This window comes from Actinoplanes sp. NBRC 101535 (assembly GCF_030269225.1).
Taxonomy (GTDB): domain Bacteria; phylum Actinomycetota; class Actinomycetes; order Mycobacteriales; family Micromonosporaceae; genus Actinoplanes; species Actinoplanes rectilineatus.
In genome coordinates, this window is sequence record NZ_BSSY01000017.1 from 72,087 (window position 1) to 98,635 (window position 26,549).

Sequence of the window (26,549 nt, forward strand, 5' to 3'; positions counted from 1 at the left end):
ACGCTGACCACCCGTATTCACCACGCCCCCACGGGTGTGGTGATTTGGGGCGTGCAGTGCGCCCGTATTCAACACGCCGCCACGGGTGTGGTGATTTGGGGCGTGCAGTGCGCCCGTATTCAACACGCCGCCACGGGTGTGGTGAATTCGGGCGTCCAGCGCGCCCGAAATCACCACGCGGACGGGCTTCGCACCCTGACCACGAAACATGTCTACCGGTCGTGGTGGCGGGTGTCCGACTGGTGGGCGAACTGTGCGGCAGCGGATCAGAGGTCGAGCACGGCCTCCGCCTCGATCTCGATCTTCATCCGGGGGTCCAGCAGACCGGCGACCATCATCGTGGCGGCCGGCCGGACCTCGCCGAACCAGCGGCGCAGCACCGGCCCGCACGCCGCGAAGTCGGTGCCGTCCGGAAGCAGGTACCGCACCCGCACCACGTCGGCGATCGAACCGCCGGCCTCCCGCAGCGCCGCGTCGATCGTGGTCAGGCACTGGTCGGCCTGCTCGGCGACGTCGTCGGAGATGGTCATCGTGGCGTAGTCGAAACCGGTCGTACCGGAGACGTACACACGATCGCCGACGACCACGGCACGGGCGTACGCATAGGTCTCCTCGTAGTCGGAACCGCTGCTGATCACCCGTCGTCGTGTCATGAACGGCAACGCTACCGGGCGGCGACGGCGGTACTCGCGTCGCGTACCCCCAAAGACATTGACTTTGATCGTCATCATGTGACGGTGAGACATGATCCTCCAGTCCGGTTCGTGCAACCGGAAGGCCCGAACTGGGCCCAACCGATCACCGCGCTGGTCGCCGTCCTGCTGATCGCCGGCGGGATCGCCCTGGCGGCCGCGGTGATCGACTTCAAGGTCGACGACGCGGCGAAGGCCGAACGCCTGCGCCGGGAGGGGGCGCCGGTGGCGGCGACGCTCGGGCACTACCACCGGAGCTCGCGCGGGCAGAGCTCCACGGTGCGGGTGCAGTACGAGTACGGCGGGCAGATCCTGAGCACCGAAGTGGCCTGCGACGTCCGCGCCCAGTGCGATCCGGAGCGGACAACCGCGGACCTGCCGATCTTCGTCGACCGGGCCTCGCCGCGGGAGGTGGTCACCGTGCTGGGCGACACCGACGACTCGCTACGCTGGCTGAATCACTGGAACTGGCTGACGCCGGCCGTGCTGCTGATCGCTGTCGGCGGACTGGCCGGGTTCATCTGGTTCCACAAACGCCGGGGCACCGCGGTGTGAAATGTTTCAGTGACGTGGGACGCTATGGGCGCGTTGTCACAGCGTCACGCACCTATCATTTGATATGACGTTTCAATGCCACGGTCCGCTATTCGGTCGCGAAGGGGAGTCCCGGTGAGTCAGCCGTCGCGCAACGGCCGCGCGCCCTCGGTCAAAGACGTCGCGAAAGCCGCAGGCGTGTCACTCGGCACGGTGTCGAACGTGCTCAACCGCCCGGCGGTGGTCAGCACGATCACCCGGGAACGCGTCGAGCGCGCCATGGCCGACCTGGGATTCGTGCGCAACGAGAGCGCCCGCCAGCTGCGGGCCGGGACGAGCCGGGCGCTCGCCTACGTGATGCTCGACGGCGGCAACCCGTTCTTCCACGACGTCGCCGAAGGCATCGAGACCGCCGCCGAAGCAGCCGACCTGTCGCTGTTCGTCTGCAACAGCAACGGCCGGCCCGAACGCGAGGCCAAACACATCGACCGCCTGATCCAGCAGCGCGTCCAAGGCATCCTGATCACCCCGGCCGACCCGGACGCCGCGCACCTCGAGGAGATCGCCCGGCGGGGCATCCCGTTCGTGATGGTCGACCGGTTCAGCAGCTCCGGCGGCCACTGCTCCGTTGCCGTCGACGACGTCCTCGGCGGCCGGATCGCCGTCGAGCACCTGATCGATCGCGGCCATCAGCGGGTGGCTTTCGTCGGTGGCCCGGCGAGCATCGGCCAGGTACGGGAACGGTTGCAGGGCGCGCGGGCGGTATGGGCCGAGTTCGGCCTGCCCGAAGAGGACCTGATCCACGTACCGACCGAGGCGCTGACCGTCAACGAGGGCCGCTCCGCGGGTGAACGGCTGGCCGGCCTGCCCAGTCGGCGCCGGCCGACCGCGGCGTTCTGCGCCAACGACCTGCTCGCGCTGGGACTCCTGCAGCACGCGGTCACGGCCGGCCTGCGCGTCCCCGACGACCTGGCCATCGTCGGTTTCGACGACATCGACTTCGCGGCCGCGGCGGCGGTGCCGCTGACGTCGGTCCGCCAGCCCCGGCAGGAACTGGGCCGGACCGCGGCGCGCCTGGTCCTCGACGAGGCCACCAACCCGGAGCACATCCACGAGCAGGCTACTTTTGTGCCTGCATTGGTGGCCCGGGCCTCGACCGTCCGGCGGAGTTGACACGGGGAGTGGCGGTGCGCCTGCACGTCGGATGTGCGATGTGGAACCTGAAATCGTGGCAGGGGCGATTCGTCCCCGGAACAGGTCCGTTCACCGCCGGGGATCGGCTCCGGGCGTACTCCGGCTGGTGCAATGCCGTGGAAGGCAACACGACCTTCTATGCGACGCCGACGCGGGAAACGGTGCAAGGCTGGGCCGCGAGCGTCGGACCGGACTTCCGCTTCATCCTGAAGATTCCGAAAGTGATCACGCACGAGCGCCGGCTCACGGACTTCGACGACCCGCTGCGGGTGTTCCTCGACGCGATCGAACCCCTCGGCGACCGCGCGTCCACCCTGTGGATCCAACTGCCCGGCTCGTTCGCCCCGGCCGACCTGCCGGTACTGGCCCGGTTCCTGCGATCGATGCCGTCGGGCCGGCGGTACGCGGTCGAAGTACGGCATCCGGCGTTCTTCGACGACCCGCGGGCATTGGAAGCGGTGCTGGCCGGAGTCGGTGCGGAATGGGTGCCGTTCGACACGACGACGTTCTTCACCGCCCCGCCGACGAGCGACGGCGAACGCGACGCGTGGAACAAGAAGCCGCGCATGCCGTTGCGGACCCGCGCCCTCACGGACCGGCCGATCGTCCGCTACCTCGGCCGCGACGACACGACCGTGACGGTCGAAGGCTGGCAGCGGTGGGTTCGGGCGGTGGCGTCGTGGCTCCGCGAAGGGCGCACGCCGACCGTTTTCGTACACACGCCGGACAATGCGGATGCGCCCGAGTTGTGCCGCCGTTTTCATGACGAGGTGCGTGCTTTGGTGCCGTCCTTGGAGCCGTTGCCGACGCCCGAGCCGATAGGTCCGCTGACCCTTTTCTAAGCTTTCCCTTGGTACGGTCACCCGCCCCGTCCCGAATTTTGACCCGCAATCCGGCATGGTTCCGCTCACGACGGTGACAGGATCCGGTCGCGGTGTTCGCGGTGTTCGCGGTGTTCGCGGTGTTCGCGGTGTTCGCGGTGTTCGCGGTGTTCGCGGTGTTCGCGGTGTTCGCGGTGTTCGCGGTGTTCGCGGTGTTCGCGGTGTTCGGGGGTGGGGCGGTGGGGCGGCCCGTTCGCGGTCATCACGGTGGTGAGAGCACCCGATCAGGGCGGTCGAGGGGGTGAGCGCGCCCGATGGCGGCGGTCGAGGCGGTGAATGCGCCCGATCGCGGCGCTCACGGTGGTAGGCGCACCCGATCGTGGTGGCCACAGTGGTAAACGCACCCGATCATGTCATCGGGTGCGCAGACCTGCCGTTTTCGGTGGGTGTCCGTTCCCGGTGGCATGATCGGGTGCGCCCACCGCCTCGCCGCTTCACGGCCTCATCGCTTCACAGCTCCATTGTTCCGTTCTCGGTAGTTGTGGCGTCGGGCGTGCCGGATCACGTTTGTCGGGGGCGGTGGCAGCGCCCGATCGCGCTTGTCGGGGCAGTAGCAGCACCCGATCATCTCGTTGGGGGCGCTTGCCCGCCGTTTCCGGCGGGTGTCTGCACCCGATCTCGTGATCGGGTGCAGCTACCGCCCAACCGCTCTGATCCCGGTGGGCCTGGGCGGTGTGTCACCTGAGGGGTGGGTTCTGGGGCGGTGAGGGCACCCGATGGTGGTGCCTCTGGGCGGCAAGCGCACTCGATGACGGTGTCCCGGGGCGGCAAGCGCACCTGATGGTGGTGCCTCGAGGCGGTGAGGGCACCCGATGGCGGTGCCCTGGGGCGGCAAGCGCACCTGATGGTGGTGCCTCGGGGCGGTGAGGGCACCCGATGGCGGTGCCCCGGGGCGGCAAGCGCACCCGATCATGTCGTTGGGTGCGGGTGCCTGCCGTTTTCGGGCGGTCGCCGCACCCGATCGCTTGATCGGGTGCCCCCGCTCGGCGGGCACGGCCGAATTTTGCCGGCTTGGTGTCGGCAACTTCCGCGCTGTGGTGTTCAGTGCGATGTGGTCAGTTCTTGTGAGGGTTGAGGGCGCGGTCCGGCATGTCGACCCGTGATCGGGCGTAACCGACTCACCGTGATCGGGACGTCACCGCGACGAAAGTCCTAGATCTGGGGATTAATCCCATTAATCTCACCGGCCTGTCACTGGACCACCATGGTCGGGGTGGTGGGCGCACCCGATCTGATTTGCCATCGCAGCTCCGGGCGCGTTCAACCCGGGTCGTCGCGCCGTGGGCGCTTCGATTGAAGGCCATTGAAACGGGAGGACACGGAGCGGAGCAGGGCGGAACGTGGTCGGGCAGGGCCGGGTGGAGCCGGGCAGGGCAGGGCCGGGCAGGGCCGGGCAGGGCCGGGCAGGGCCGGGCAGGGCCGGGCAGGGCCGGGTGGGGCCAGGTGGGGACGGGGCCGGGCAGGGCCGAGTGGGGATGTTGCCGGGTGGGGGCGGGGCGGGGTGGGGATGTTGCCGGGTGGGGCGGGGACGGGGACGGGTGGGGACGGGGCGGCGGCCCGGAGGTGGGGGAAGCCTCCGGGCCGCCGTTACGAGGGTGATCAGGTGTGCGGGCAGGTGGCGCGGTACTCCTGGATTGTGGAGCCGGAGGGCGCCGGGCACAGGAACTGGTCGTACCGGGTGTCGTCGTCGATCCACCGCTTCAGCCAGGCCAGGCTGTACTTGGCGGCCGTCACGTTCTGGCCCGAGGACGGGGCCGAGTGGTCGGCGTTGTTCAACTCCAAGTATGCCTTCTCCGGGGCGGCCGTCAGGCTCGTGTAGAACGGTTCCGCGTGCGACGACACCGGTGCTGTCGTGTCGTTCTCCGCGCCGACGATCAGGGTCGGCACGGTCACCGTCGGCCAGGATTTCGTGGTGTGCCAGGGGGTGAGCGGTACCGCTGCCTGCAGTGCCGGGCGGGTCCGGGCCGCGGAGAGGCTGCCGCCGCCGCCCATCGAGTGGCCCATCACGCCGAGGCGGGTGGCGTCGATGCGGGTGCGGACCGAGCTCGATCCGGTCAGGTAGTCGAGGGCGGCCAGCAGTTGGGTGCCCCGGCTGTCCGGCGAGTCCAGCGTGCTCAGTGTGTCGATGGTGATCACTACGAAGCCTTGGGAGGACAGGCGCGGCCCGAGCCAGGTCACCGCGGACTGGCTGGCGGTGAAGCCGGGGGAGATGGCGACTGCTCCGAACGTACCCACGCTGGTGTCTGTGGGGTAGTAGATCGTTCCGCCGCCGAAGCCACTGACGCTGGACCGGGCGACGGTGGTCGTGGCGATGGCGAACGAGCCGCGCGCGGCTTCGATGCTGGCGTTGGTGGGTGCCGGCCCGCGCTCGTAGGGGTTGGCGGCGACGGCGGGGGAGGCGGGTGCCGCGAGGAGGGCGGCGAGGACGATTCCGGGAACCGCGAACAGCGAGAGCTTCCGCGACATGTGTACTCCCTAGTTATCGATGGATGTCGATAGCTTGGAGGTCGTGGTTACCGTCGGGTAATCCCGGCTGGTACATGCCGCCGTGGTATGGGCTAAATCGGTTGCCGCACCCGCTGGGACCAGCAATGCTGTCCGGCATGACGTTCTGACGAACCCCATCCTGCCGCCATGGAAAACCCTCGCGAAGATAGCGAACGTCCTTGTCTCAGCACCTGAAAAACGTCACCATTCTGTCCTCCGAAAGCAGCTGGATCGAGTCCACCGCACTCGACCAGTGCGACCAGGTCGCCGCCCTCCCCGGCATGATCCATGTCGCCGGGATGCCGGATCTGCACCCCGGCAAAGGCGCCCCGATCGGCGCGGCCATGACGTCGTCGATCCTCTATCCGCTCCTCGTCGGATCGGACATCGGCTGCGGGATCGCGGTCTACCCGATCCGCCTCAAACGCGTCGACCCGGAGAAACTCGCCGCCCGCTTCCCCGACCTCGACGAGCCCCTCGACCCCGACGACGTCGACGAGGAGATCCCGTCCGGCTGGACCACGAGTCTCGGCACGGTCGGACGCGGCAACCACTTCGTCGAACTCGCGCGGGTCGAGACGATCGCCGCACCCGACCACGCCGCCCGCCTGGGCGTCGAGGCCGGGGACATGCTCCTGCTCGTACACTCCGGGTCGCGAGGCCACGGGGAGCGCATCCTGCGCACGCACACCGAGCGGCACGGAGCCGGTCCGGCCCCCGACCCGCAGGCCTATCTGTCCGAACACGATCAGGCCGTCCGCTGGGGTTCGCTCAACCGCCGCCTGCTCGCCCACCGGGTCGCCGACGCCCTCGGGGCGGCCCGCACCGAGCCGATCGTGGACGTCTGCCACAACGCGGTGGAGATCCGAAACGGTCACTACCTGCATCGCAAGGGCGCCGCCCCGGGCGACGGCCGCGATGTGCTGATCGCCGGTACGCGCGGCACCCGCTCCTACCTGGTGGCGGCGCACGCCGGACCGGAGGCGGGCTTCTCGGTCGCGCACGGGGCGGGCCGCAAGATGTCCCGGTCCGACGCCCTGCGCCGCGGCAAGGCGAAACACACGGTCGACGAGCTGCGGCGACCACGCCCCGGCTCGGTCGTGGTGTGCGGCGATCGGCAGCTGTTGTTCGAGGAGGCGCCGACCGCCTACAAGCGCATCGAGCGGGTGATCGACGACCTGGTCACGCACGGGGCCGCGACGCCGATCGTCACGACGTTGCCGGTCGTCACCTACAAGACGGCCGCCCTCTCCAGGTGACATTCTCGGTCACTCTGCTTTTGGTGTACGCCGTAAAGCCCGGAACCGTGGAACCGCCTCCGACGACGGCTGGCCGTCCGAAGCAGTAGCCCGCAGCACGCCCACGCCGTCGACCCGACCGTGGCCGGATCAGTCGCAGTCCGATCAGTTTGCGGTTGGGGCGGTTGCGGTCGGGTCAGCCACCGTCCGATCAGCTGCCGCCGGATGGGCCGCCGCCGATGACGGCTGTCCGGTCCGCCCCGCATCGGTCCGCCCCGTCCTGGTCTGCCCCGTTCCGCCCTTGTCCGCCCTGCGCCGCCCTGGTCCCAGTCCAGTCCAGGGCGGGGCAACGGCGGGGGGACTCCGTGTGGCGTTGTTTCGGTCCGCAACGACGGTTCGGTCGGCTCGGCCGTCGTCCATGGTCTTTTCGTGAGTCGGATTCGACCGCGGGTGACGGCTGGGGGCTTGAGCCGTTGTCGAGGGCTGGGTTTCGCCTTCCAGGGCGGCCGTGAGCGACGGCTTGGTGGGCTCGGCCGTCGGTTGTGGTTGTTTCGCGAGCCGAAAGCGACCGTGGTCGACGGCTGGGCGCCCCTGAGCCGTCGCTCACGGCTGGTTTCCACCCTCCCGGACAGCCGTGGTCGACGGCTCGATCTGGTTGGCCGTCGGTTGTGGTCCGTCTGCGAGTCGCGGCTCCCGGCTCCCGGTTCTCGGCTCCCGAAACGACCGTGAGCGACGGCCGGCGGTCGCGCCATGCCACCCGGCTTAAGTCGATCATGGACATGACCCTGCGCTGCAACAAAACGGCTGAGCTGCACTGATGCGACCGCCACCGCCACCGCCACAGTCACCGCCACGACCACGGTCAACGGCCGACGAGTCGTCGTGGCGAAGGGGATCGCATGGTTACTGATCACGGCGTTGATCAAGCGATCAAGCGAGCGGACGGACGAGCGGACGAACGGACGAGCGGACGAACGGACGAGCGGACGAACGGACGAGCGGACGAACGGACGAGCGGACGAACGGACGAACGGGCGGACGAACGGACGAACGAGCGGACGAACGAGCGGACGGACGAGCGGATATAGGTGGCGGAGCCGGGGGCGCTGGCGGGGGCGATCAGTGGGCGGTCCGCGTACCGTAGGAAGGTTTCATGCGGGCCTTGATCGTGGGGAACAGTGATGGCATCGGCGCGGCGCTCAGCCACCGCCTCGCGGGCGCGGGCTGGGACGTCGTCGGGATGTCGCGGCGTCCGGGGCCGGCGGCCGAGCAGCACGTCGTCGATGTGACGTCGCCGGGGCTGGGGCCGGCGCTCGCAAGGGTCGTCGAGGCCGGCGCCGTGGATCTGTGCGTCTATGCGGCCGGCATCGGTGACGTCATCGAGGGGGACGATCTGCGGTCGCAGACCCGGGCGTTCGAGGTTAACCTGCTGGGTGCGGCGCGCGTCGTCGAGGCTGTCGTGCCGGGCATGCTCGCCGCCGGGCGGGGACAGATCATCGGGCTGTCCAGCATGGCGGACGTGCTCGTGTCGGCGGAGGCCCCGGGCTATGCGGCGTCGAAGGCGGGGCTCACGTCCTACCTGCTCGGGCTGGACGCCTGGCTGCGGCCGCGGGGCGTGGCGGTGACGACGGTGCGGTTCGGGTTCGTGGACACCAAGATGGCCAAGTCGCCGGTCACGCCGTTCAAGATCTCGGTGGGGCGGGCGGTGGACGTGGTGATGCGGTGTGTGGAGACGCGTCCGGCGGTCGTGTCGCGTCCGCGGCGGATGGCGGTGGCCGCCGGGACGCTGGGGATGATCATGCGGATGGCGGCCCGATTCCGGTAGGGATTTCCTCACAGGTTCCGAAGAAGTCGCCGTCAGGCTTCCCCTCGACGGCCGGACAGCCCGGCTGTCGAGGGGAGGATGTCATGCGCCGGAACTACGGACTGCTGCTGGCCGCGATCGTGCTCACCGGGCTGACCGCCTGCGGATCAGCGCAGGAGGAGTCCAAGGCCGCTGAGGTCGCGACGCTCCAGAGCGCGACGCCCGCCGTGTCGGCGGAGAAGGAGGCGAAGGCGGATGCGGAGCGTCCCCGGGAGCGGCTGGACACCACGCCGGAGGAGTACGAGGCGATGCTCAAGCCCTACAACGACTGTATGGCGGAGCAGGGCGCCTACGCCAAGTCGTCCGGCGGTGGGGGCGACCGTGTGGCGAGGCCCGCCACCAGGGAGGAGTCCGAGAAGGCCGACGCCGCCAACCGGATCTGTGAGCCGAAGTACATGCCGCTGCCGCCGTGGGAGCGGGACCCGGCGAACCCGGAGGCCGCCGACTTCTCCCGGGCCGTCGTGAAGTGCCTGAAGGGCAAGGGTGTCGAGTTCGTCGAGGTCTCCGACGACGGCATCAGTATCGCTCTCGGCGGTGACCAGAACGACGCCGCCTCCATCCGTGACGGCATGGACCTCATTCCGGAGTGTGAGCGGAAGGTCGCCGCGGCGAAGAAGTGACGGCGGCGGCGTCGGGTTCGCGGCGGCGGTGACCGGGGGTTCGCCCAACCTGAAGACCGCCGAACGGTGGGTGCCTGCGGGGTGCCCGTGAGTGATCTCGGTGATGGCAATCTTGAGAAACCTGTCAGGTTCGCCCGCGAGCCGGCCTGCCGGGAGGGGCTGCACCTATAGTCAGCGGCCATGTGTGCTCAGGTCCTGGTCGCCGAGGACGATCCCCGGCAGGCGGAGGTGGTGCGCCGCTACCTGGCCGCGGCGGGTCACCACCCGGTGGTGGTGCACGACGGGCGGTCCGCCCTCACCGAGGCCCGGCGGCTGCGCCCCGACCTGGTCGTGTTGGACGTGATGATGCCCGGGCTGGACGGCCTGCGGGTCTGCCGGACGTTGCGCCAGGAGTCGGACGTGCTGGTGCTGATGCTCACCGCCCGGGCCGGTGAGGAGGACCTGCTGCTCGGCTTGGAGCAGGGCGCCGACGACTACCTGCGCAAGCCGTACAGCCCCCGGGAACTGATGGCCCGGGTCCGCACCCTGCTGCGCCGGGCACCCGGCATTCGCGAGCAGCGGGTCGGCGGGGTCGGCGTGGACCCGCAGCGGCGGCGGGCCACCGTCGACGACGCCGAGATCGAGTGCACCCGCGGCGAGTTCGCCATCCTGGCCGCGATGGCCCGTGAGCCGGAACGCGTCTTCACCCGCGCCCAGCTGCTGCACCACACCCGGGGTATCGACCGCAGCTCCACGGAACGCACCATCGACGTGCACGTGATGAACCTGCGCCGCAAGATCGAACCGGATCCGCGGAACCCGGTCCGGCTGCTCACCGTCTACGGCGTCGGCTACAAGCTGGTGCCGTGAGGGTCCCGGTCCGGCACAGCCTGGTCACCCGGCTGCTGGTCACCTCGGTGCTGATCGCGATCGCCGCGACCACCGCCACCGCGTGGCTGGCCACCACCACCGCCACCCGGGCGATCAACCAGGAACGCGGACGCTCGCTCACCGACGACAAGGGCGTCTACGACATGCTCGTGGAGTACGCCGCCACCCACGAGGACTGGTCCGCGGCCGCCTCGCTGATCCACGAGCGGGCCGCCGCACTGGACCGCCGGATCACCCTGACCACCCCGGACCGCCGTCTCATCGCCGAGTCCGGCGGCGGCCCGGCGCTGGACGCGGCCCGCCCGTCGGCCACCGTGGACCCGCTCGACCTGGACCTGACCCTGACCGGCGGCACCGACCGCATCGACCCGCGGGTGGTCGGCCCGTACGGGTTCACCACGGCGGAACGCAAGGAACTACGGGTGGTCGCCCGGGAGCAGCGGGACTGCGTACTCAAGCAGGGTCTGGACGCCCGGATCGAGCAGGAGCCCGGCGGCCGTCCCCGGGTCGTCGTCAGCGGACCGGATCAGCAGGCCGTCGACAGGGTGTCGCTGGGCTGCCAGAGCAAACTGACCGGCTATGTCAGCGCGTCCGGTCGGCGCGCCCTGGCCGAACTGTCCCTGGCCGTCGGCACCTGCCTCAAACTCGACGACCCGGAGCAACTGCACGTGACGGCCGCCGGCACGATGTTCGTGGCGCCCACCGACGGCCGGGAACCCGTCGCGGTCGCCGAGGAGGCGCTCCTGACGATCGACAGCGAGGGCAAGGCCGCCCGGAACTGTCTCGACCGGGAACGCCGGGCACAGCTCCAGCCCTACGTCGCCCCGCCCGCCCTGCTCTTCGTCACCGACCCGCGGACCGGCGCCGACCGCACCACCTTCACCCTGTCCCGCGACAACATCGTCCGGATCGTCACGGTGACCGGCGCGGTCCTGCTCGCCACCATTCTGATCACCGTGCTGGTCGGCCGCCGCCTGGTCCGGCCGTTGCGCGCGCTCACCGACGCCGCCGACCGTCAGACGCCGGTCGCGGTCACCGCCCGCGACGAGATCGGCCACCTGGCCCGGGCGCTGCGGGACTCGGCGCAGCGCCGGGACCGGGCCGAGGCGCAGCGCCGGGCGATGGTCAGCGACGTCGCGCACGAGTTGCGGACCCCGCTGACCAACATCCGCAGCTGGCTGGAGGCAGCCCAGGACGATCTGGCGCCGACCGACGCGCAGCTCCTCAACCTGCTCCACGAGGAGGCCATGCTGCTCCAGCACGTGATCGACGATCTCGGCGATCTGGCCGCGGCCGACGCGGGCACCCTCCGGGTGCATCGAGAACATCTGCGGGTACGCGAAACGCTCGCGCACGTGGTGGACAGCCACCGGGGCACCGCGCAGTCGAGCGGGGTCACCCTGGTGATCGACGTGGTCGGCGAGCCGGTTGTCGACGCGGACCCGGTCCGGCTGCGGCAGATCGTCGGCAACCTGGTGTCCAACGCGATCCGGCACACCCCGGCCGGCGGGACGGTGACCGTCAGCGCGCACGGTGCCACCGTCACGGTCGCCGACACCGGTGTCGGGATCAGCGAGGAGAACCTGCCGAAGGTGTTCGACCGGTTCTGGCGGGCCGACGAGTCGCGCAGCCGCAGCACCGGTGGCAGCGGTCTGGGCCTGTCCATCGTGCGCAAACTGGTCGAGGCGCACGGCGGGACCGTCACGGTGGCCAGCGCGCCCGGTGCGGGAACCGTCTTCACGGTGGCGCTGCGGGTCCCGGAGAAGGACTGAGCGGCGATTCCGAACCGGAACCGCCGCCCGTCACCGGAGACGCCTGGCGCGCCGGGCGGCGGGACCCGAATCCCGGACCGGCGCCGCACGGGCGTCTCTTACCCGTGCGGACGCTGTCGGAGGGCTGAAAGGTTGCCGGGTGATGCCCAGATCACACTCACCCCACCGTCCCCAGCTGTTTCACGTGCCGCACCACCGGCGCGCTCTCGAGGCGCTCCACCCCGGCCAGCGGCCCCACACTCTCGGTCACGTACCGGTAGAAGGCCGACATGTCAGTGCAGACCACCGTGGCGATCAGGTTCGTCGGGCCGGTGCACGCCGCCGCGAAGACCACCTCCTCGTGCTCGGCCATCGCCGCGCCGACCGCGGCCAGCCGCGCCGGGACGACCGAGAGCCAGAGCTGCACCACGGCCCGGTACCCGAACAACTCGGCACTGACCTCCACGTCGAAGAACAGGTCCCGGGAGGCGGTCAGCTCCTGCAACCGGCGGCGGACCGTCGACTCGGGCCAGCCGGTCGCCGTGGCCAGGTCGGCGAGGCCCATGCGGCCGTCCGACCGTAGTGCGGTGAACAGGGCGGCGTCGCTGTCGTCAGCACCGCCCAGCCGGGCCGGCCGTCCGCCGGGGTGCGGCGGCGGGGTCATCGCGGCGATCTGCTCGGCGGTCATCGCGGTGTCGTGGCGGTCGCCGACCGACCCGCCCACGTACTGGTGGATCACGCAGTAGGCGTCCACCGAGACCAGCCCCTTGGTGCGGGGCAGCCGGTTGAGCAGCAGGGCGTCCCGGTCGGCGGTCTCCGGCACCCGCACGTTGCAGGAGATCTCGGTGCCACCCGAGTTGATGGTGACCCAGGCGGTGTCCGGCCGGCGGGCCAGCGCCCGGGACAGCGGCACGGCGGCGTCGGTGGTGGTGTGCAGGCGCAGCGTCCACACCTCGTGCCCGAGCTTGTGCGAGTCGGGCAGGCCGACCACGCGTACCCCCGCCTTCTCCCGCAGTCTGCGGTAGCGCCGGGCGACCGTCTGATCGGAGACGCCGAGGACCGCCCCGATCTCCCGGTAGCCCGCCCGGCCGTTGATCCGCAGAGCGTGCACGATCTGCTCGTCGAGCGTGTCGATTTCCACGCCACAACCCTATGCCGACGTCGAGATCCGCCGGAAACCGGCAACTGGTTGGTACTTTCCGGCGCTCGGGCCGGAGAGTGTGCCGCATGCGTAAGTGGATACCCCTGATCGCCGTCTGCCTCGGCACCTTCCTGCTGCTGGTCGACGTGACGATCGTGATCGTGGCGTTGCCCGCGATCGCCGGCGACTTCGGCGCCGACTATGCCGACCTGCAGTGGGTGCTCGACGCGTACGCGCTGGCGCTTGCCGCCCTGCTGCTCGGAGCCGGCTCGCTCGCCGACCGGTACGGGCGGCGCGGCGTCTACCTGACCGGCCTCGTGGTCTTCGCCGTCTCGTCGCTGCTCTGTGCGATCGCCCCGAACGAGCAGGCGCTGATCGCCGCCCGGGTGCTGCAGGGCATCGGCGGCGCGGCCATGTTCGCCACCACCCTGGCCATCCTCAACCTCACCTACCACGGACGGGACCGCGGCGTCGCGTTCGGCGTCTGGGGCGCGGTCAGCGGCGCCGCCACCGCGGCCGGCCCGCTGGTCGGCGGCCTGCTCACCGAGCACCTCAGCTGGCGCTGGATCTTCCTGGTCAACCTGCCGGTCAGCGCCGCCGCCCTCTGGTTCACCCTGCGCGGCGTCACCGAGTCGAGGGCGCCGCGGGCCGGCCGCTTCGACATCCCGGGCACGGTCACCTTCACGATCGCCGCGGGCGCGGTCACCTACGGCCTGATCCAGGCCTCCGCCGAGGGCTGGACCGCCGCGGCGACCCTGGTCCCGCTGCTCGCCGGGCTGGTCGCGGCGGCCGCGTTCGTCCTCGTCGAGCTCCGCTCCGACCACCCGATGCTCGACCTGGGACTGTTCCGGAACCCGTCGTTCGCGGTCCTGATCGTCGCGGCCTTCCTGATGCACGCGGCGGCCTTCGCGGTCATGCCGTACTCCACGGTCTGGCTGCAGCAGATCCTCGGCCACGGCCCGGTCGACGCCGGGCTGCTCGGCGCGCTCCCGCTCTCCGGCGCGTCGCTGCTGGTCGGCGCCTTCGCCGGGCACGCGCTGCAGAAGGCGTCACCTCGCCTCGCGGTCGGCCTCGGCCTGCTGCTGGTCGCCGCCGGCGACCTGGCCCAGTCGCTGGTCGGCGGGGACAGCGGGGGCACGGTGCTGATCCCCGGCCTGATCCTGGTCGGACTCGGCGCCGGCGCGGTGCTGCCGGTGCAGTCGTCCGCGCTGCTCGCCGGGGTGCCCCGGGAACGCAGCGGGATGGCCGGCGGGGCGCTCAACACCTTCCGGCAGCTCGGCTTCGCGTTCGGCGTGGCGGTCTTCGGCAAGGTGTTCCAGGACGCGGTCGCGGACGGGCGCGGTGCTCCGGCCGCGTACGCCGAAGGCCTGAGCTCGACCCTGCAGCTGGCCGCAGCGTACGCGCTGGTGGCCGGGATCCTGGTGTTGATCCTCCTGCGCCGGACGGCACACGGACCGGTGAATGTGTCGATGAGCACCGATGAAAATCGGGTGAAAGTGTCGGAGGGGTAGGGCAGAGTCGCCTTCGTGGACACGCGCAGCCCGGCTCGGTATCTCTGGTGGTTGGCACGACAGATGCCGGGTCGGGTGGCGCTCGGCGCCGGGTTCGGATCGGCCTGGTTCATCAGCCTGGCGACCATGCCGTGGCTGATCTCCCAGGCCGTCGACCACGGCCTGGCCCCGCACCGGCCCGGCGTGCTGATCGGCTGGTCGGCGGTGGTGCTGGTCCTCGGTGTGGCCAGTGCCGGGCTCGGCATCATGCGCCACCGCAGCATGACCAAGCTGCGCCTGACCGCCGCGCTGCGCACCGCCGACCTGGTGATGACCCACGCGACCCGGCTCGGCGCGTCCCTGCCCCGGCAGATGACCGCCGGTGAGGTGGTCACCATCGGCATCTCCGACGTGTGGACCATCAGCCGGGCGATGAACGTCGGCGGTGTCGGCGTGGCGGCCACCCTGGCCATCACGGTCATCGCGTCCTTCCTCTTCTCGATCTCACCGCTGCTGGCGGTGGTGGTGCTGGTCGGTGTCCCGGTGCTGGCGCTGTGTGTCGGGCCGCTGCTCGGGCGCACCCAGCGGGCCGCCTTCCGCTACCGCGAGAGGCAGGGCGAGCTGAACGCCCGGCTGGTCGACATCATCGGCGGACTGCGGGTCCTCAACGGACTCGGCGGCAAGCAGATCCACCAGGAACGCTACGAACGCGAGTCGGCCCGGCTCCGCGACCAGGGCTACCGCGTCGGCGGCCCGTCCAGTTGGATCGGGGCGCTCGGCGAGGGCCTGCCGGTGGTCTTCCTCGCCGTGGTGATCTGGCTGGCCGCCCGGCTCGCGGTGGCCGGCGACCTCACCGCCGGCCAGCTCATCGCGGTGTACGGCTACACCGCGATGCTGGTCATCCCCTGCGACGTGCTGATCTTCTGCAGTTTCGACATGGTCCGCGGCCTGGTCGCCGCCCGCCGCGTCACCGCCTTCCTCAACCTGCCCGCCGAGGACCCGTCCGGTGCTCCCGCGCCCACCGGCCCGGCCGTTCTGCACGACCCGGACTCCGGGGTGACCGCCGAACCGGGCCGGTTCACCGCCCTCGCCGGCGCCCGCCCCGCCGACGCCGCCGAGGTGATCGACCGGCTCGGCCGTTACGGGCCGACCGCCGCGACCTGGGGCGGGCAACCCTTGTCCGCAACGGAGCGCGACGGCGTCCGCGACCGGATCCTGGTCGCCGACAACGGCGCCGACCTGTTCGCCGGCACCCTGCGCGACGCGGTCGCCGGCCGTCTCGGCCCCGACGACGACCGGATCCGGGCGGCGCTCGCCGTCGCCGTGGCCCACGACGTCGGCGACGACCTGGAACGCCCGATCGACTGGGGTGGCCGCACCCTGTCCGGTGGCCAGCGCCAGCGGGTCCGGCTGGCCCGCGCCGTCTACGCCGACCCGGAGATGCTGCTCGCCGTCGAACCGACCTCGGCCGTCGACGCGCACACCGAGGCCGCCGTCGCCGAACGCCTCGCCGCCGCCCGCGCCGGCCGCGGCACGGTCGTCGCCACCACCTCACCGGTCCTGCTCGACCAGGCCGACACCGTCCACTACCTGATCGACGGCCGGGTCACCGCCAGCGGACGGCACCACGAGCTGTTGGCCACCGAACCCGGCTACCAAGCCCTGGTGACCCGCGCCTTCGGCGAGGACGACATCTTCGCGGAGACCCGCGTTCCCGGAAAGGACGACGAGTGAGCACCGCACTGCCGATCGCCGGTCAACGGGAGGTCGCCCGCTCGGCGGCCCGGCTCATCGCCGCCGAACGCGGCACCGTCGCCGGGATGATCACGCTCAGCGCCCTCGCCGCCCTGGCCTCCCTCGCCGCGCCCTGGCTGCTCGGCCGGGTCATCGACACGGTGGCCGCGGGCGGCGGGGTGGGCACCGTCGACCGGCTCGCCCTGACCGTGCTCGGCTTCGCCGTGGCGCAGACGCTGCTCGCCCGGTTCGCGCTGGCGATCGGCTACCGGTTCGGTGAGCGCACCGCCGCGCGCGTCCGGGAGGGCTTCCTGCGGCGCACGTTCGCCCTGCCCGCCGCGGTGGTCGAACGGGTGCCCGCCGGTGACCTGGCCGCCCGCGGCACCACCGACGTCGACCTGGTCGCCACCACCCTGCGCGACATCCTGCCCGGCCTGTTCATCGGCGTCGTGAAGATCGTCTTCATCGTGTCCGCCGTGGTGGTCCTCGACCCGGTCCTCGGCGTGGTCGGGGTCCTCGGCCTCTCCGGCATCTACTTCGTCACCCGGTGGTATCTGCGCCGGGCCCGCAGCGCCTACCTCACCGAGGGCACCGCCAACTCGCGCCTCGCCGAGGAACTCGCCGCCACCACCGCCGGTGCCCGCACCGTCGAGGCGTTCGGCCTGCACGCCCGCCGCCTCGACGCCGGCCACGCGGCCCTCGCCGAGACCCGCCGCACCCGGCTGGCCACCCTCGCCCTGCGCAGCGTGTTCTTCCCCCTCGTCGAGACGTCGTACGCGGTGCCCGGCTTCCTCGTCCTGCTCCTCGGCGGCCTGCTCTACTTCGACGGGCAGGCCACCCTCGGCACGGTCGGCGCCGCCGTCCTCTACCTGCGGCAGCTCGTCGGGCCGCTGGACAGCATCATGATCTGGGTGGAGCAGCTGCAGAGCAGCTCCGCCGCGTTCGCCCGCATCGAAGGCCTGTCCGCCGTCCCGGCGCCACCCCCGCACGCCACCACGGCACCGGACGGCGACCGGATCGTGGTCAGCGGGGTCCGGTACGCGTACGAGCCGGGCCGCGACGTGCTCCACGACGTCGAGCTGACCATCCGCCCCGGCGAACGCCTCGCGATGGTCGGTCTCTCCGGCGCCGGCAAGTCCACCCTCGGCCGCCTGATCGCCGGCGTCGACCGGCCCACGGTCGGCACGGTCACCGTCGGCGGCGTGCCGATCGCCGACCTGCCGCCCGAGACGCTGCGCCGCCACGTCGTCCTGGTCACCCAGGAGCACCACGTCTTCCGGGACACGCTGCGGGCCAACCTGATGGCGTCCGCGCCCGACGCCGACCTGCGGCGGGCGCTGGCCACGGTCGGCGCCGACTGGGCCACCGACCTGGACCGCGACCTAGGCGACCACCCCCTCGACGGCGCGCAGGCCCAGCAGCTGGCCCTGGCCCGGGTGCTGCTCGCCGACCCGCACACGATCATCCTCGACGAGGCGACGGCGCTGCTGGACCCGACCGCGGCCCGCACCGCCGAGCGGGCCCTCGCGGCGGTGCTGCACGAACGGACGGTCATCGCGATCGCCCACCGGTTGCAGACCGCCCACGACGCGGACCGGGTCGCGGTGATGGACGGCGGCCGGATCATCGAACTGGGCTCCCACGACGAACTGGTTGCGGCGAACGGTCCCTACGCCGCCCTGTGGCGTTCCTGGCACGGGGACACGGTGGAGAGCTCCGGCACCGTTCTGTGACGCGTGTTGCCGACGGTCATCGGGTTTTGCGGGGAGTGGCCTTCTTCATCGATGTGGGCGGGGGCGGGGGAGAACTCTCGGCGAAAGCCAGACCGCTGCTGATGTCCCGCCGCGGCGGTGACCGTGGAGATGGCACGCCGCATGGCTGGAGTTTCGGGGAGGTGGTGCGCACGCTCAGGGGGACGTGGGAGCCACATCGAACGGGGGATCGTGATGGAGCGTGCAATCCGGCGTGTCGTGGTGACGGCCGCGGTGTTCGTGACGGCGGTGGCGGGTCAGCCGGCTCCGGCGCTCGCCGCGGCGACAGTGCGCATCTGGGGTGCTCAGAGTCCGAACTACTGCCTCACCGGGCTGAAGAACACCTACGACGTGTGGACCACGCCGTGCGGGGGCGGCGAGTACCAGAACTGGGTCCTCGTGGCGGGCACCAACCCGAACCGGACCGACGACTACCGGGTCGTCAGTGCCACCGGCCAGTGGAACTACTGTCTCGAGCAGCGCGATTCGGGCAGCACGTTCGTCTGGGTGGCCTGGTGTGACGGCGGCCCGAACCAGAACTGGTGGATCTCGCGGCAGGGCACGGCCAACCGGTACAAGAACGAGTCGAGCCTCTGGTGCCTGGACATGTCGCACGTGAACGGCGTGCCCAACGGGACGATCACCTCGTGGCCCTGCTACGACCCGATCACCCTGAACCAGCAGTGGTACCACGGCTGAGAAGCGGCCGAGAAACGGCTGAGGGTCAGTCGTGGGAGCCGGCCCGGATCAGGCCGGACTCGTACGCGTAGACGACGGCCTGCACCCGGTCGCGCAACGCCAGCTTGGTCAGCACCCGGCTGACGTGGGTCTTGACCGTGCCCTCGGAGACGTAGAGGCGGGCGGCCACCTCGCCGTTGGACAGTCCCCGGGCGACCAGCCCGAGCACCTCGCGTTCCCGGTCGGTCAGGGTGTCCGCGGCCGGGGACGGGACGGGCGGGCCGTCCCCGGCGGTGACGTACCGGTCGACGAGGCGGCGGGTCACGGTCGGGGCGACCACCGCCTCGCCGCGGACCACCACCCGGATGGCGGACAGCAGGTCGTCGGCGAGGGTGTCCTTCAGCAGGAAGCCGCTGGCGCCGGCTCGTAGCGCCGCGTACACGTACTCGTCCAGGTCGAACGTGGTCAGGATCAGCACCCGGGTCCGCGCGGAGCGGTCGCCCGCGCAGATCCGGCGGGTCGCCTCGACGCCGTCGACGTCGGGCATCCGGATGTCCATCAGCACGATGTCCGGGTGGACGGCGAGGGCGGTGCGGGCGGCCTGCGCGCCGTCGGCGGCCTCGCCGACCACCCGCATGTCGGCCGCGTTCTCCAGGATCATGCGGAATCCGGTGCGGACCAGGGCCTGGTCGTCGGCGAGCAGCACACTGATCATGACGGTTGCTCCTCGACGGTGACGGGCAGGACGGCCCGCACGACGAAACCGCCGTGCGGCCCGGGACCGGCTTCGAACCGGCCACCGAGCAGTCTCACGCGTTCCGCCATGCCGCGCAGCCCCGTACCCTTGCCGTCGCCGTGTCCCGGGCCGGAACCGTCGTCGCTCACCGTGATCTCGACGGTGGTCGCGGTCCGGGTCACGGTCACCGTGGCGTTCGCTCCGGGACCCGCGTATTTCATGGTGTTGGTCAGTGCTTCCTGCACGATCCGGTACGCCGACAGGTCGACCGCCGACGGCAGCCCGCCGGAGGCTCCGGAGAGTCCCAGCGTCACCGGGGTGCCGGCCTCCCGCACCTGCGTGACCAGCGCGGGAAGTGTGGCCAGGCCGGGTTGCGGATGCCACGTGTCGTCGACCTCGCCGACGGTGGCCAGGACCCGCCGCATGTCGGCGAGCGAGTCCCGCCCCGTCTTGATGATCGCCTCCAGGGCGGTCCGGGTGTCGGCCGGCCGGTTGTCCAGGGCGGCCGCCCCGCCCTGCGCTTGGATCACCATGACCGACAGGCCGTGTGCGACGACGTCGTGGAGTTCGCGGCTGATGCGCCCGCGTTCGGCGGCGACGGCCAGTACCGCCTGCTGGCCGCGTTCGCGTTCCCGGTCGACGGCGCGGGCGCGGAGTTCGGCGAGGTGGGCGCGGCGGCTGCGCGTACCCGAACCGATGGCCCAGGCCGCGATCAGGGCGAGGGAGACGCCGGGCAGGTCGTTCCAGCCGATGCTCAGGTCCTGCGGTTCGGGTTCGATGGGCGGAGGAGCCGGGCGGATCTCGGGAGCGGGCCGGGGGAGGGGCGGGCCTTCGCGGACCGTGACCGAACTCGACCCCAGGGCGAGGAGCAGCAGAACGGCCAGGACCGCGAGCGAGTACGCCCACCCGCGCCGCACCGCCACCGTGTACAGCAGGAGCGGCACACTCAGGTCGATGAGCGTGAGGGGCATGGCGTCGGTCAGGTGGAGTGCGGCGGCGGTGCAGCAGACGACGAGCATCGCCGTCGGCCACCGGCGGCGCAGCGCGATCCCGGCGGCGGCGATCCCGGACGCCAGCCACCACAGGCCGGCGGCGTCGCTCATGTTCTCGTCGCCGCTGTTGACCGCGACGCAGAGCAGCAGCAGCCCGATGCCGAGGGCGGTGTCCTGCAGGGCAGGGTTCATGAGGCGGCGTGTCATGGTTCCGTGAGCCTACGAGTCGTGGGCGTGCCGCGAATCCCTCTCCGGACAGAGATGCGGATACCTCTCAGGACGGACGTGGGTATCGGGGCGCCGCCACCACGATGACCGACATGAATCGACCCGTATCTCTGGTAATGGCGTCGCTGACGGCGGTGCTCGTCGCCGCGCCACCCGTCGCGGCCGCCGAGCGGACCTCGTCAGCGATCACCTGGCAGACGTGCCGCACCTATTCCGACGAGGCCCTCGCCGCGATGGTCCCGCCCGACCGGCTGGAACTGTTCAGGCAGATGCTGACCCGGCAGGAGTGCGGCACGGTCAGCGTTCCCCTGGACTACCGCAGGCCGCAGGGCCGGACGATCACCATCGCGCTCACCCGGATCAAGGCCGCCGACCGGGAGCACCGGCTGGGCAGCCTGGCGCTGAATCCGGGCGGCCCGGGCGGCAGCGGCTATCTCCTGCCGGTGCAGTTGCTGACCGAGGGCGGTGCCGCCGACCTGAACGACCGGTACGACCTGATCGGATTCGACCCGCGGGGCGTCGGTTACAGCACCAAGCGGGACTGCACGCCGCCGGCGGGGGAGGAACCGGAGACGACCGGCCCGATCACCGAGGCGGCGGCTCGGCAGCGTTTCGCGGCGGAGTCCCAGGCCCTGGCCGACTGCGGCAACGCGGATCCGGCGTTCCTGGGCGGGCTCACCACCGCGAACGTGGCCCGCGACATGGACCGGATCCGGGCCGGGCTCGGTGACCGCAAGCTCGGCTTCCTCGGTGTCTCCTGGGGCACCTGGCTCGGTGTCGTCTACCGAGACCTGTTCCCGGAGCGGGTCAGCCGGATGTTCCTGGACAGTGTCGCCATCCCGGACTTCGACATGGTCACCTTCCAGGATGAGCGGGCCGCGGCCGGCGAACGGGACGCCCGGCGGATGACGGCCTGGATGGCGGAGCGCGACGACGAGTACGGCCTGGGCGGCACCGCCGCGCAGGTGACGGCCACGGTCGTGGCGCTGCGCGACGACTACGACGCGAATCCGCGCCGGTTCACCGACCTGCCCATCCCGCTCGACGGCGAGTTCGTCGCGGTGGCGATGGGCCAGGACTCGCAGGTGTGGCCGCTCGCCGCGCGTGTCCTCAAGGAGCTGCGGGAGGCCACCGGGACCACCGCTCCGCCGACCGTCAAGGAGGTCATCGGCGACCCGTCCGATTCCGGCGAGCCGCCGGCAGACCTGCCCGAGCGGGGGAACCGGACGATGAACCGGGCCGCGTTCTGCAACGAGGACCCCAGCCGGCTCGGCTTCGACGACGCCTGGGACGAGCACCTGCGGCTTCTCGCGGACAATCCGCTGACCGGCCGGGCGCTGGGCTTCTCCGCCGGATGCGCCGGCTGGCCGCTGCCGGTCCAGCCGGTGACCCTGCACCGCAGCAAGGCGCCGGTGGTGCTCTCCGGCCACCGGTGGGAGAGCCCGTCACCGTACGAGTGGACCGGCCAGACCCGGGCCGCGGTCGGCGGGAAGGTCTACACCGTGGACGACGACGTGCACGGTTCGGTGCTGAGCGTTCCGGAGTGCATCGCCGACGTGGTCGGCTACTTCGCGACCGGGGCCATCGACGGCGGCTGCCCGGGCAAGCCGGTACCCACCGGTGACGCCCCGGCGGCGGAGACGTTCACCGCACCCGCCCCGGAGATCCTGGACAACACGATCCGGTCGATCTCGCTGTACGGCTGACGGGTTCCCGGCAACGCGTCGGCAAGGGTACGCACGGTCATCGTCGTCGACCTCCCGGGCAGTCCGGGCACCACGTCGACGGCGATGAACGCGTACCCGTCGTAGCGCACCTGGGACCAGTCGGCCACCTCGGCGACCCGGGTGCCGGTCCGGGCGCCACCCTTGTTGACGCGGACCGGTCCTCCGGCCCAGTAGTAGCTGTTGACCAGGGTCGTGGTGGTGTTCTCCGCACCGGCCGGCCGGTACCCGCGGTACCGCTGGCCGAGCGGCAGCAGTTGCGGGCCGGCCGGGACCACTCCGCGCGGCGGCGGGTTCTGCGGGCTCGGTGCCGCGCGGAACGGGTACCGCGGCCGGCCACCGGATCCGACGCACACGTAGGTGACCCCGTCGAGCGCCGGCTGCACGGTCGACCCGTCCGGCGCGGACCGGGTCCGCTTGCCGTAGCGGATCGGATCGGTCCGTTCGAACAGGTGGTTGTGCCCCTGCACGGCCAGGTCCACCTGGAACGCCGACAGCAGCGGTTCCAGGGCGCCCCGGACGCCGCCGTCCGAGGCGTGGTTGTGCGAGGTCGAGAACGCGCACTGGTGGAAGAACACCACGATGAAGTCCACCCGTGACCCCGGCGACCGCCACGCCTGCAGGGTCTGCCGCAGCCAGGTGACCTGGGCGCCCCGCGCGTACCCGCTGTTGGTGAGGATCTCGCTGGACAGCTCGTTCGCGTCGATCGAGATCACGCCCATGTTGGCGTGCGTGAACCGGTACACCGACGGGCAGCCGGACGGCCCGTTGCCGGGGAAGTCAAGTCGCTGGGTCAGGCCGCCGTATCCGTGGGTGTCGTAGATCGGCTCGATGTCGTGGTTGCCGGTGGTGAACATCCACGGGGTGAACGCGGCCTGCGGTTCGATCTGGTTCAGGAACACGTCCCACACGTACGGGTTGAACAGGTTCTTCCCGGGTTCCGCGACGCGGGTCAGTGCGCGCCCGTTGTCCGCGGGCAGTCCGCTGCCGGACGGGTTGGCGTAGCAGATGTCCCCGGCGAGCAGGGTGAACACCGGCCGCTGCTGACCGGTCAGCCGGGTCAGCGTCTCGGCCGGCCGTGGGTCGGTGCCGCCCGGTCCCGCGATCGGGTCGTCGGCCAGGTACGCGTTGTTGTCGAAGATCCCGCCCGGCCAGGTCCCGCCGGCCCCGGTGACCGTGGCCGGGTTCTGGTGCCATGCCCAGCGCGGGTCGGTCGGGGCGGTGTTCGTGCCGACGTCGGCGAACGCGGTGAACGTGAACGGGGCTTCGGCCGCGGCCGGCGCGGTGATGAAGTGCGCGTCGCCGCTGACGGTCCCGTCGGAGAGCCGGAGCCGGTAGTGGTGCACGGTTCCCGGGGTGAGGGATCCGGTGGCCACCTTGAGGTAGAACTGGCTGCCGGCCGGCCCGGACGGGATGGCGTACTGGCCGACCAGGTGGTGGATGCCCGCTTCGGCGCTGCGGCCGTAGCGTCCCGGGGCGTCGCCGATGTCGAGGAAGGCGCGCAGCCCGGCCGGCAGGTTCCCGGAGGCGCTGACCAGCTGGGCGGTGACCGCTATGCCGAAACCGGTGTGACCGTCGGCGGTGGGCACCAGCGACAGGTGCCGTCCGGAGATCACCACCCCGCCCGGTCCGGCGGTGCCGCCGCCGGCCGCGAACGCGGTCGAGGCGAGCCGGAACTGGGCGGCGACCACGCCGGCGGCGGCCGCTTGCAGGGTCCACCGGCGGGTGACCCGGCGCCGGTTCAGTTCCCGGGTGTTCCACTGCGCGAATTCGTCGGCACTCAACGTCACCCGCTCAGTGAAACAGGCGGGGCCGATTCCGGCCCCGCCTGTGACAAAACCGGATCAGACGGACGTGACCAGGATCTTCACGTCCCACGATCCCAGCGACAGCTCATCGACGGAGGAACCACTGTGCAGGTCGGTCGCCGCGAACGGCACGCTGAGCGTGACCGGCTCCCACGACCAGTTCTGCACGAACCAGAGGTGCTCGCCGCGCTGGTTGACCGCCGAGTGCACCCGCACGCTGGGCGCGTCGGCCCGCCAGGCCGGCGCCGGGGCGGCCCAGGACAGCAGCGCCGCGCCGAGCTGCGGGTTCGGGATGAACCCGGCCGTGGTGATCTTGCCCTTTTGGTGAGAACGCGTGGTCACCGCCGCGTAGGAACCGTGGAACGGGTGCTCGTAGCGCGCCACCACGGTCGCGTCGGTCGCCTGGTAGTTCTCGATCCAGTACTGCGCGGCGGCGTCCTCCGGAAGAACCAGGTCAGAGCCCTCGACCGAACGGACCGGCAGGTCGGCGTCCAGGTTGCAGTACTCGTCGTAGAACGCGCCGGCCGCCGCGGACAGCCCGGCCCCCGGCGCCACCTCGGCCCGCGCCCGCGCCTCGGTGTCCGCGTACCCGGTCCGCGGTCCGATGATCAGGTGACCACCGGCGGCGGCGTAGGCCAGCAGCCATGCGGTCACCGCGTCGTCGGCCGCGTAGTAGGCGGCCGCCACGAACACCGGCAGCGACGCGGCCACGAGCGCCGGATCGTGCGAGGTCAGGTCACTCGCGTGGTAGACCCTGCTCTGCAGGCCCGCGTCGAAGGCGCCGCGCGCGAAGCCCTCGATCACGGGGGAGTAGGAGTCCTCGATCGGCATGCCGTCGTTCGGCCGGGGCAGGAAGCCGAACTTCTCCAGGCTCCACTTGCTGGCGTGGTCGTAGAGGATGCCGACCTGCGCGTCGGGCTTGAGCCCGACGACCCGGTCGCCCAGAGCCTTCAGCTCGGCGCCGACGGCGGCCAGTTCCTTGTAGGTACGCCCGGGAACCTGGCTGTGCGGGATGACGCCACCCCAGTACGTCTCCGGACCGAAGTGCAGCGTGTGCCAGTGCCAGTACTCGATCATCTGGGCGCCACGGCTGATCAGTGCGAACACGGCCTGCCGGCGCTGTCCCGGGTACGCGCTCTGGTTCATCGAGTGGAATCCGATGGACTGCGCGCCGGTCTCGGTGACCAGGAACGGCTCGTGCCGGGTGCCGTAGATCCAGTCCGCGGTCTGGTAGATCGACCAGGTGCCCTGCGACCACCAGGTCTGGTACTTGACCTCGGTGTCCGGCAGGGTCATCGCGTCCTGCGCCTTGTAGTACGGGTTGCCCGCGGTGACCTCGAAGACCTTGCCGAGGGCGTCGTCCCGCACGGTCGGCCGGGTGTAGCTCGTGCAGGTGGTGACGAACCGGTCGCCGGAGTACTCCTTGACGATTCCGGCCTGCCACGACATGTAGTCCGTGATCATGTCGGCCTGGAACGAGCGCCACGCCAGGTCGTACTGCGGCAGCGAGTTGGTGTCCGGCCTCCACAGGTCACTCCAGTCGGAGAGCTTGTGCGACCAGTAGGTGAGGCCCCAGGCGGCATTCAAGGCCTCGACGGAGGAATATCTGTGACGCAGCGCGTCACGGAACCGCTCGAAGACGCCGTGGTTGAAGAGCAGCATCGCGCCGGGCTCGTTGTCCACCTGGAACCCGATGATCGCCGGGTGGTCCGCGTGCCTGGCCAGGATCTTGCGCACCACCCGCTCGGCGTGGAAGCGGAACGCGGCGTGCGTGATGTCGGCTTCCTGGCGCAGGCCCCAGCCCATCGGCTGCCCGGTGGCCACGTCACCGTTGATCTCCGGGTAGCGGCGCTGCAGCCACGGCGGGACGGCGTACGTAGGCGTACCCAGAATGACGCTGATGCCATGAGAAAGAGCCGCGTCCAGGACCGGGGTGATCCACTCCAGGTCGTAGACGTCGTCCTCGGGTTCCCAGGTCGACCAGACCGACTCGCCGATCCGGATCACCGAGAACCCGGCCTCGCTCATCGCGGCGAAGTCTTCCTTCAGCCGCGGGGTGGGCTGGTACTCGTGGTAGTAAGCGGCGCCGAACAGCACCTGAGGAGGGGTGTAGCTCATGGGTCCATCCTTGTGCAG

General features: G+C 71.1%; 20 protein-coding genes and 1 pseudogene. 14 read left to right on the forward strand and 7 right to left on the reverse strand.

From position 1 onward, the window contains the following. Positions 1 to 266: 266 nt before the first annotated feature. Entirely contained in the window at positions 267 to 653 is a 387-nt protein-coding gene (locus QSK32_RS35050) for a RidA family protein (protein WP_045748277.1), read from the reverse strand. A gap of 111 nt (positions 654 to 764) precedes the next feature. On the opposite strand from QSK32_RS35050, the gene QSK32_RS35055 reads away from it, so the two are divergent. The 4 genes from QSK32_RS35055 to QSK32_RS35070 all read left to right on the forward strand — a co-directional run bounded on the left by QSK32_RS35055 (position 765) and on the right by QSK32_RS35070 (position 3,546). Beyond that, positions 765 to 1,247: a DUF3592 domain-containing protein gene (locus QSK32_RS35055; RefSeq protein ID WP_285474323.1), complete on the forward strand. Its 483-nt coding sequence runs from the start codon at positions 765 to 767 to the stop codon at positions 1,245 to 1,247. A 114-nt stretch (positions 1,248 to 1,361) separates the two neighbouring features. Next, positions 1,362 to 2,399 (forward strand): LacI family DNA-binding transcriptional regulator, encoded by a 1,038-nt coding sequence (locus QSK32_RS35060; RefSeq protein ID WP_157411608.1) that lies wholly within the window; start codon positions 1,362 to 1,364, stop codon positions 2,397 to 2,399. A 14-nt stretch (positions 2,400 to 2,413) separates the two neighbouring features. After that, positions 2,414 to 3,262, forward strand: coding sequence for a DUF72 domain-containing protein (locus QSK32_RS35065; protein ID WP_502872579.1), 849 nt, complete (start codon positions 2,414 to 2,416; stop codon positions 3,260 to 3,262). 92 nt (positions 3,263 to 3,354) lie between these two features. Next, positions 3,355 to 3,546 carry a hypothetical protein gene (locus tag QSK32_RS35070; protein ID WP_285474324.1) on the forward strand — a complete coding sequence of 64 codons (192 nt, stop codon included), beginning with the start codon at positions 3,355 to 3,357 and terminating at the stop codon, positions 3,544 to 3,546. 1,354 nt (positions 3,547 to 4,900) lie between these two features. On the opposite strand, the gene QSK32_RS35075 is transcribed toward QSK32_RS35070, so the two are convergent. Further along, on the reverse strand, positions 4,901 to 5,767 hold the full coding sequence (locus QSK32_RS35075; RefSeq protein WP_045746166.1) for a poly(ethylene terephthalate) hydrolase family protein: 867 nt from the start codon (positions 5,765 to 5,767) through the stop codon (positions 4,901 to 4,903). A 200-nt stretch (positions 5,768 to 5,967) separates the two neighbouring features. On the opposite strand from QSK32_RS35075, the gene QSK32_RS35080 reads away from it, so the two are divergent. The 5 genes from QSK32_RS35080 to QSK32_RS35100 all read left to right on the forward strand — a co-directional run bounded on the left by QSK32_RS35080 (position 5,968) and on the right by QSK32_RS35100 (position 12,152). Then, entirely contained in the window at positions 5,968 to 7,047 is a 1,080-nt protein-coding gene (locus QSK32_RS35080) for an RNA ligase RtcB family protein (protein WP_045746165.1), read from the forward strand. Positions 7,048 to 8,179: 1,132 nt separating this feature from the next. Further along, on the forward strand, positions 8,180 to 8,851 hold the full coding sequence (locus QSK32_RS35085; protein ID WP_045746164.1) for an SDR family NAD(P)-dependent oxidoreductase: 672 nt from the start codon (positions 8,180 to 8,182) through the stop codon (positions 8,849 to 8,851). Positions 8,852 to 8,934: 83 nt separating this feature from the next. Beyond that, a complete protein-coding gene (locus tag QSK32_RS35090) occupies positions 8,935 to 9,510 on the forward strand; it encodes a hypothetical protein (RefSeq protein WP_285474325.1) in 576 nt (191 codons plus the stop codon). A 180-nt stretch (positions 9,511 to 9,690) separates the two neighbouring features. Continuing rightward, positions 9,691 to 10,359, forward strand: coding sequence for a response regulator transcription factor (locus QSK32_RS35095; RefSeq protein WP_045746158.1), 669 nt, complete (start codon positions 9,691 to 9,693; stop codon positions 10,357 to 10,359). Continuing rightward, a complete protein-coding gene (locus QSK32_RS35100) occupies positions 10,356 to 12,152 on the forward strand; it encodes a sensor histidine kinase (protein ID WP_285474326.1) in 1,797 nt (598 codons plus the stop codon). The genes QSK32_RS35095 and QSK32_RS35100 overlap by 4 nt, the downstream gene beginning before the upstream one ends. A gap of 157 nt (positions 12,153 to 12,309) precedes the next feature. Here the strand turns inward: QSK32_RS35100 and QSK32_RS35105 are convergent, their stop codons facing one another. Further along, positions 12,310 to 13,272, reverse strand: coding sequence for an Lrp/AsnC family transcriptional regulator (locus QSK32_RS35105; RefSeq protein ID WP_045746156.1), 963 nt, complete (start codon positions 13,270 to 13,272; stop codon positions 12,310 to 12,312). A gap of 86 nt (positions 13,273 to 13,358) precedes the next feature. Between QSK32_RS35105 and QSK32_RS35110 the strand changes: the two genes are divergently transcribed. The 4 genes from QSK32_RS35110 (at position 13,359) to QSK32_RS35125 (ending at position 18,946) form a co-directional block, all read left to right on the forward strand. Then, positions 13,359 to 14,783, forward strand: coding sequence for an MFS transporter (locus tag QSK32_RS35110; protein WP_285474327.1), 1,425 nt, complete (start codon positions 13,359 to 13,361; stop codon positions 14,781 to 14,783). A gap of 63 nt (positions 14,784 to 14,846) precedes the next feature. Next, complete coding sequence (locus QSK32_RS35115) at positions 14,847 to 16,496, forward strand: ABC transporter transmembrane domain-containing protein (protein ID WP_052720998.1); 1,650 nt, start codon at positions 14,847 to 14,849, stop codon at positions 16,494 to 16,496. After that, positions 16,493 to 18,229, forward strand: coding sequence for an ABC transporter ATP-binding protein (locus QSK32_RS35120; RefSeq protein WP_285474328.1), 1,737 nt, complete (start codon positions 16,493 to 16,495; stop codon positions 18,227 to 18,229). The genes QSK32_RS35115 and QSK32_RS35120 overlap by 4 nt, the downstream gene beginning before the upstream one ends. Before the next feature lie 210 nt (positions 18,230 to 18,439). Further along, positions 18,440 to 18,946, forward strand: a complete 507-nt coding sequence (locus QSK32_RS35125; protein ID WP_157411382.1) for an RICIN domain-containing protein — start codon at positions 18,440 to 18,442, stop codon at positions 18,944 to 18,946. Between the two features lie 25 nt (positions 18,947 to 18,971). Here the strand turns inward: QSK32_RS35125 and QSK32_RS35130 are convergent, their stop codons facing one another. Both QSK32_RS35130 and QSK32_RS35135 read right to left on the reverse strand, forming a co-directional pair. Continuing rightward, a complete protein-coding gene (locus tag QSK32_RS35130) occupies positions 18,972 to 19,640 on the reverse strand; it encodes a response regulator (protein WP_285474329.1) in 669 nt (222 codons plus the stop codon). Beyond that, complete coding sequence (locus QSK32_RS35135; RefSeq protein WP_285474330.1) at positions 19,637 to 20,860, reverse strand: sensor histidine kinase; 1,224 nt, start codon at positions 20,858 to 20,860, stop codon at positions 19,637 to 19,639. The genes QSK32_RS35130 and QSK32_RS35135 overlap by 4 nt, the downstream gene beginning before the upstream one ends. A 290-nt stretch (positions 20,861 to 21,150) precedes the next feature. Here QSK32_RS35135 and QSK32_RS35140 point away from each other — a divergent pair. Then, positions 21,151 to 22,410: pseudogene (locus tag QSK32_RS35140) on the forward strand (alpha/beta fold hydrolase); the annotation flags it as partial. 35 nt (positions 22,411 to 22,445) lie between these two features. On the opposite strand, the gene QSK32_RS35145 reads toward QSK32_RS35140, so the two are convergent. Further along, a complete protein-coding gene (locus tag QSK32_RS35145; RefSeq protein WP_285474331.1) occupies positions 22,446 to 24,395 on the reverse strand; it encodes a metallophosphoesterase in 1,950 nt (649 codons plus the stop codon). Positions 24,396 to 24,449: 54 nt separating this feature from the next. Further along, positions 24,450 to 26,531, reverse strand: a complete 2,082-nt coding sequence (locus QSK32_RS35150; protein WP_285474332.1) for a beta-galactosidase — start codon at positions 26,529 to 26,531, stop codon at positions 24,450 to 24,452. Between the last annotated feature and the right edge of the window lie 18 nt (positions 26,532 to 26,549).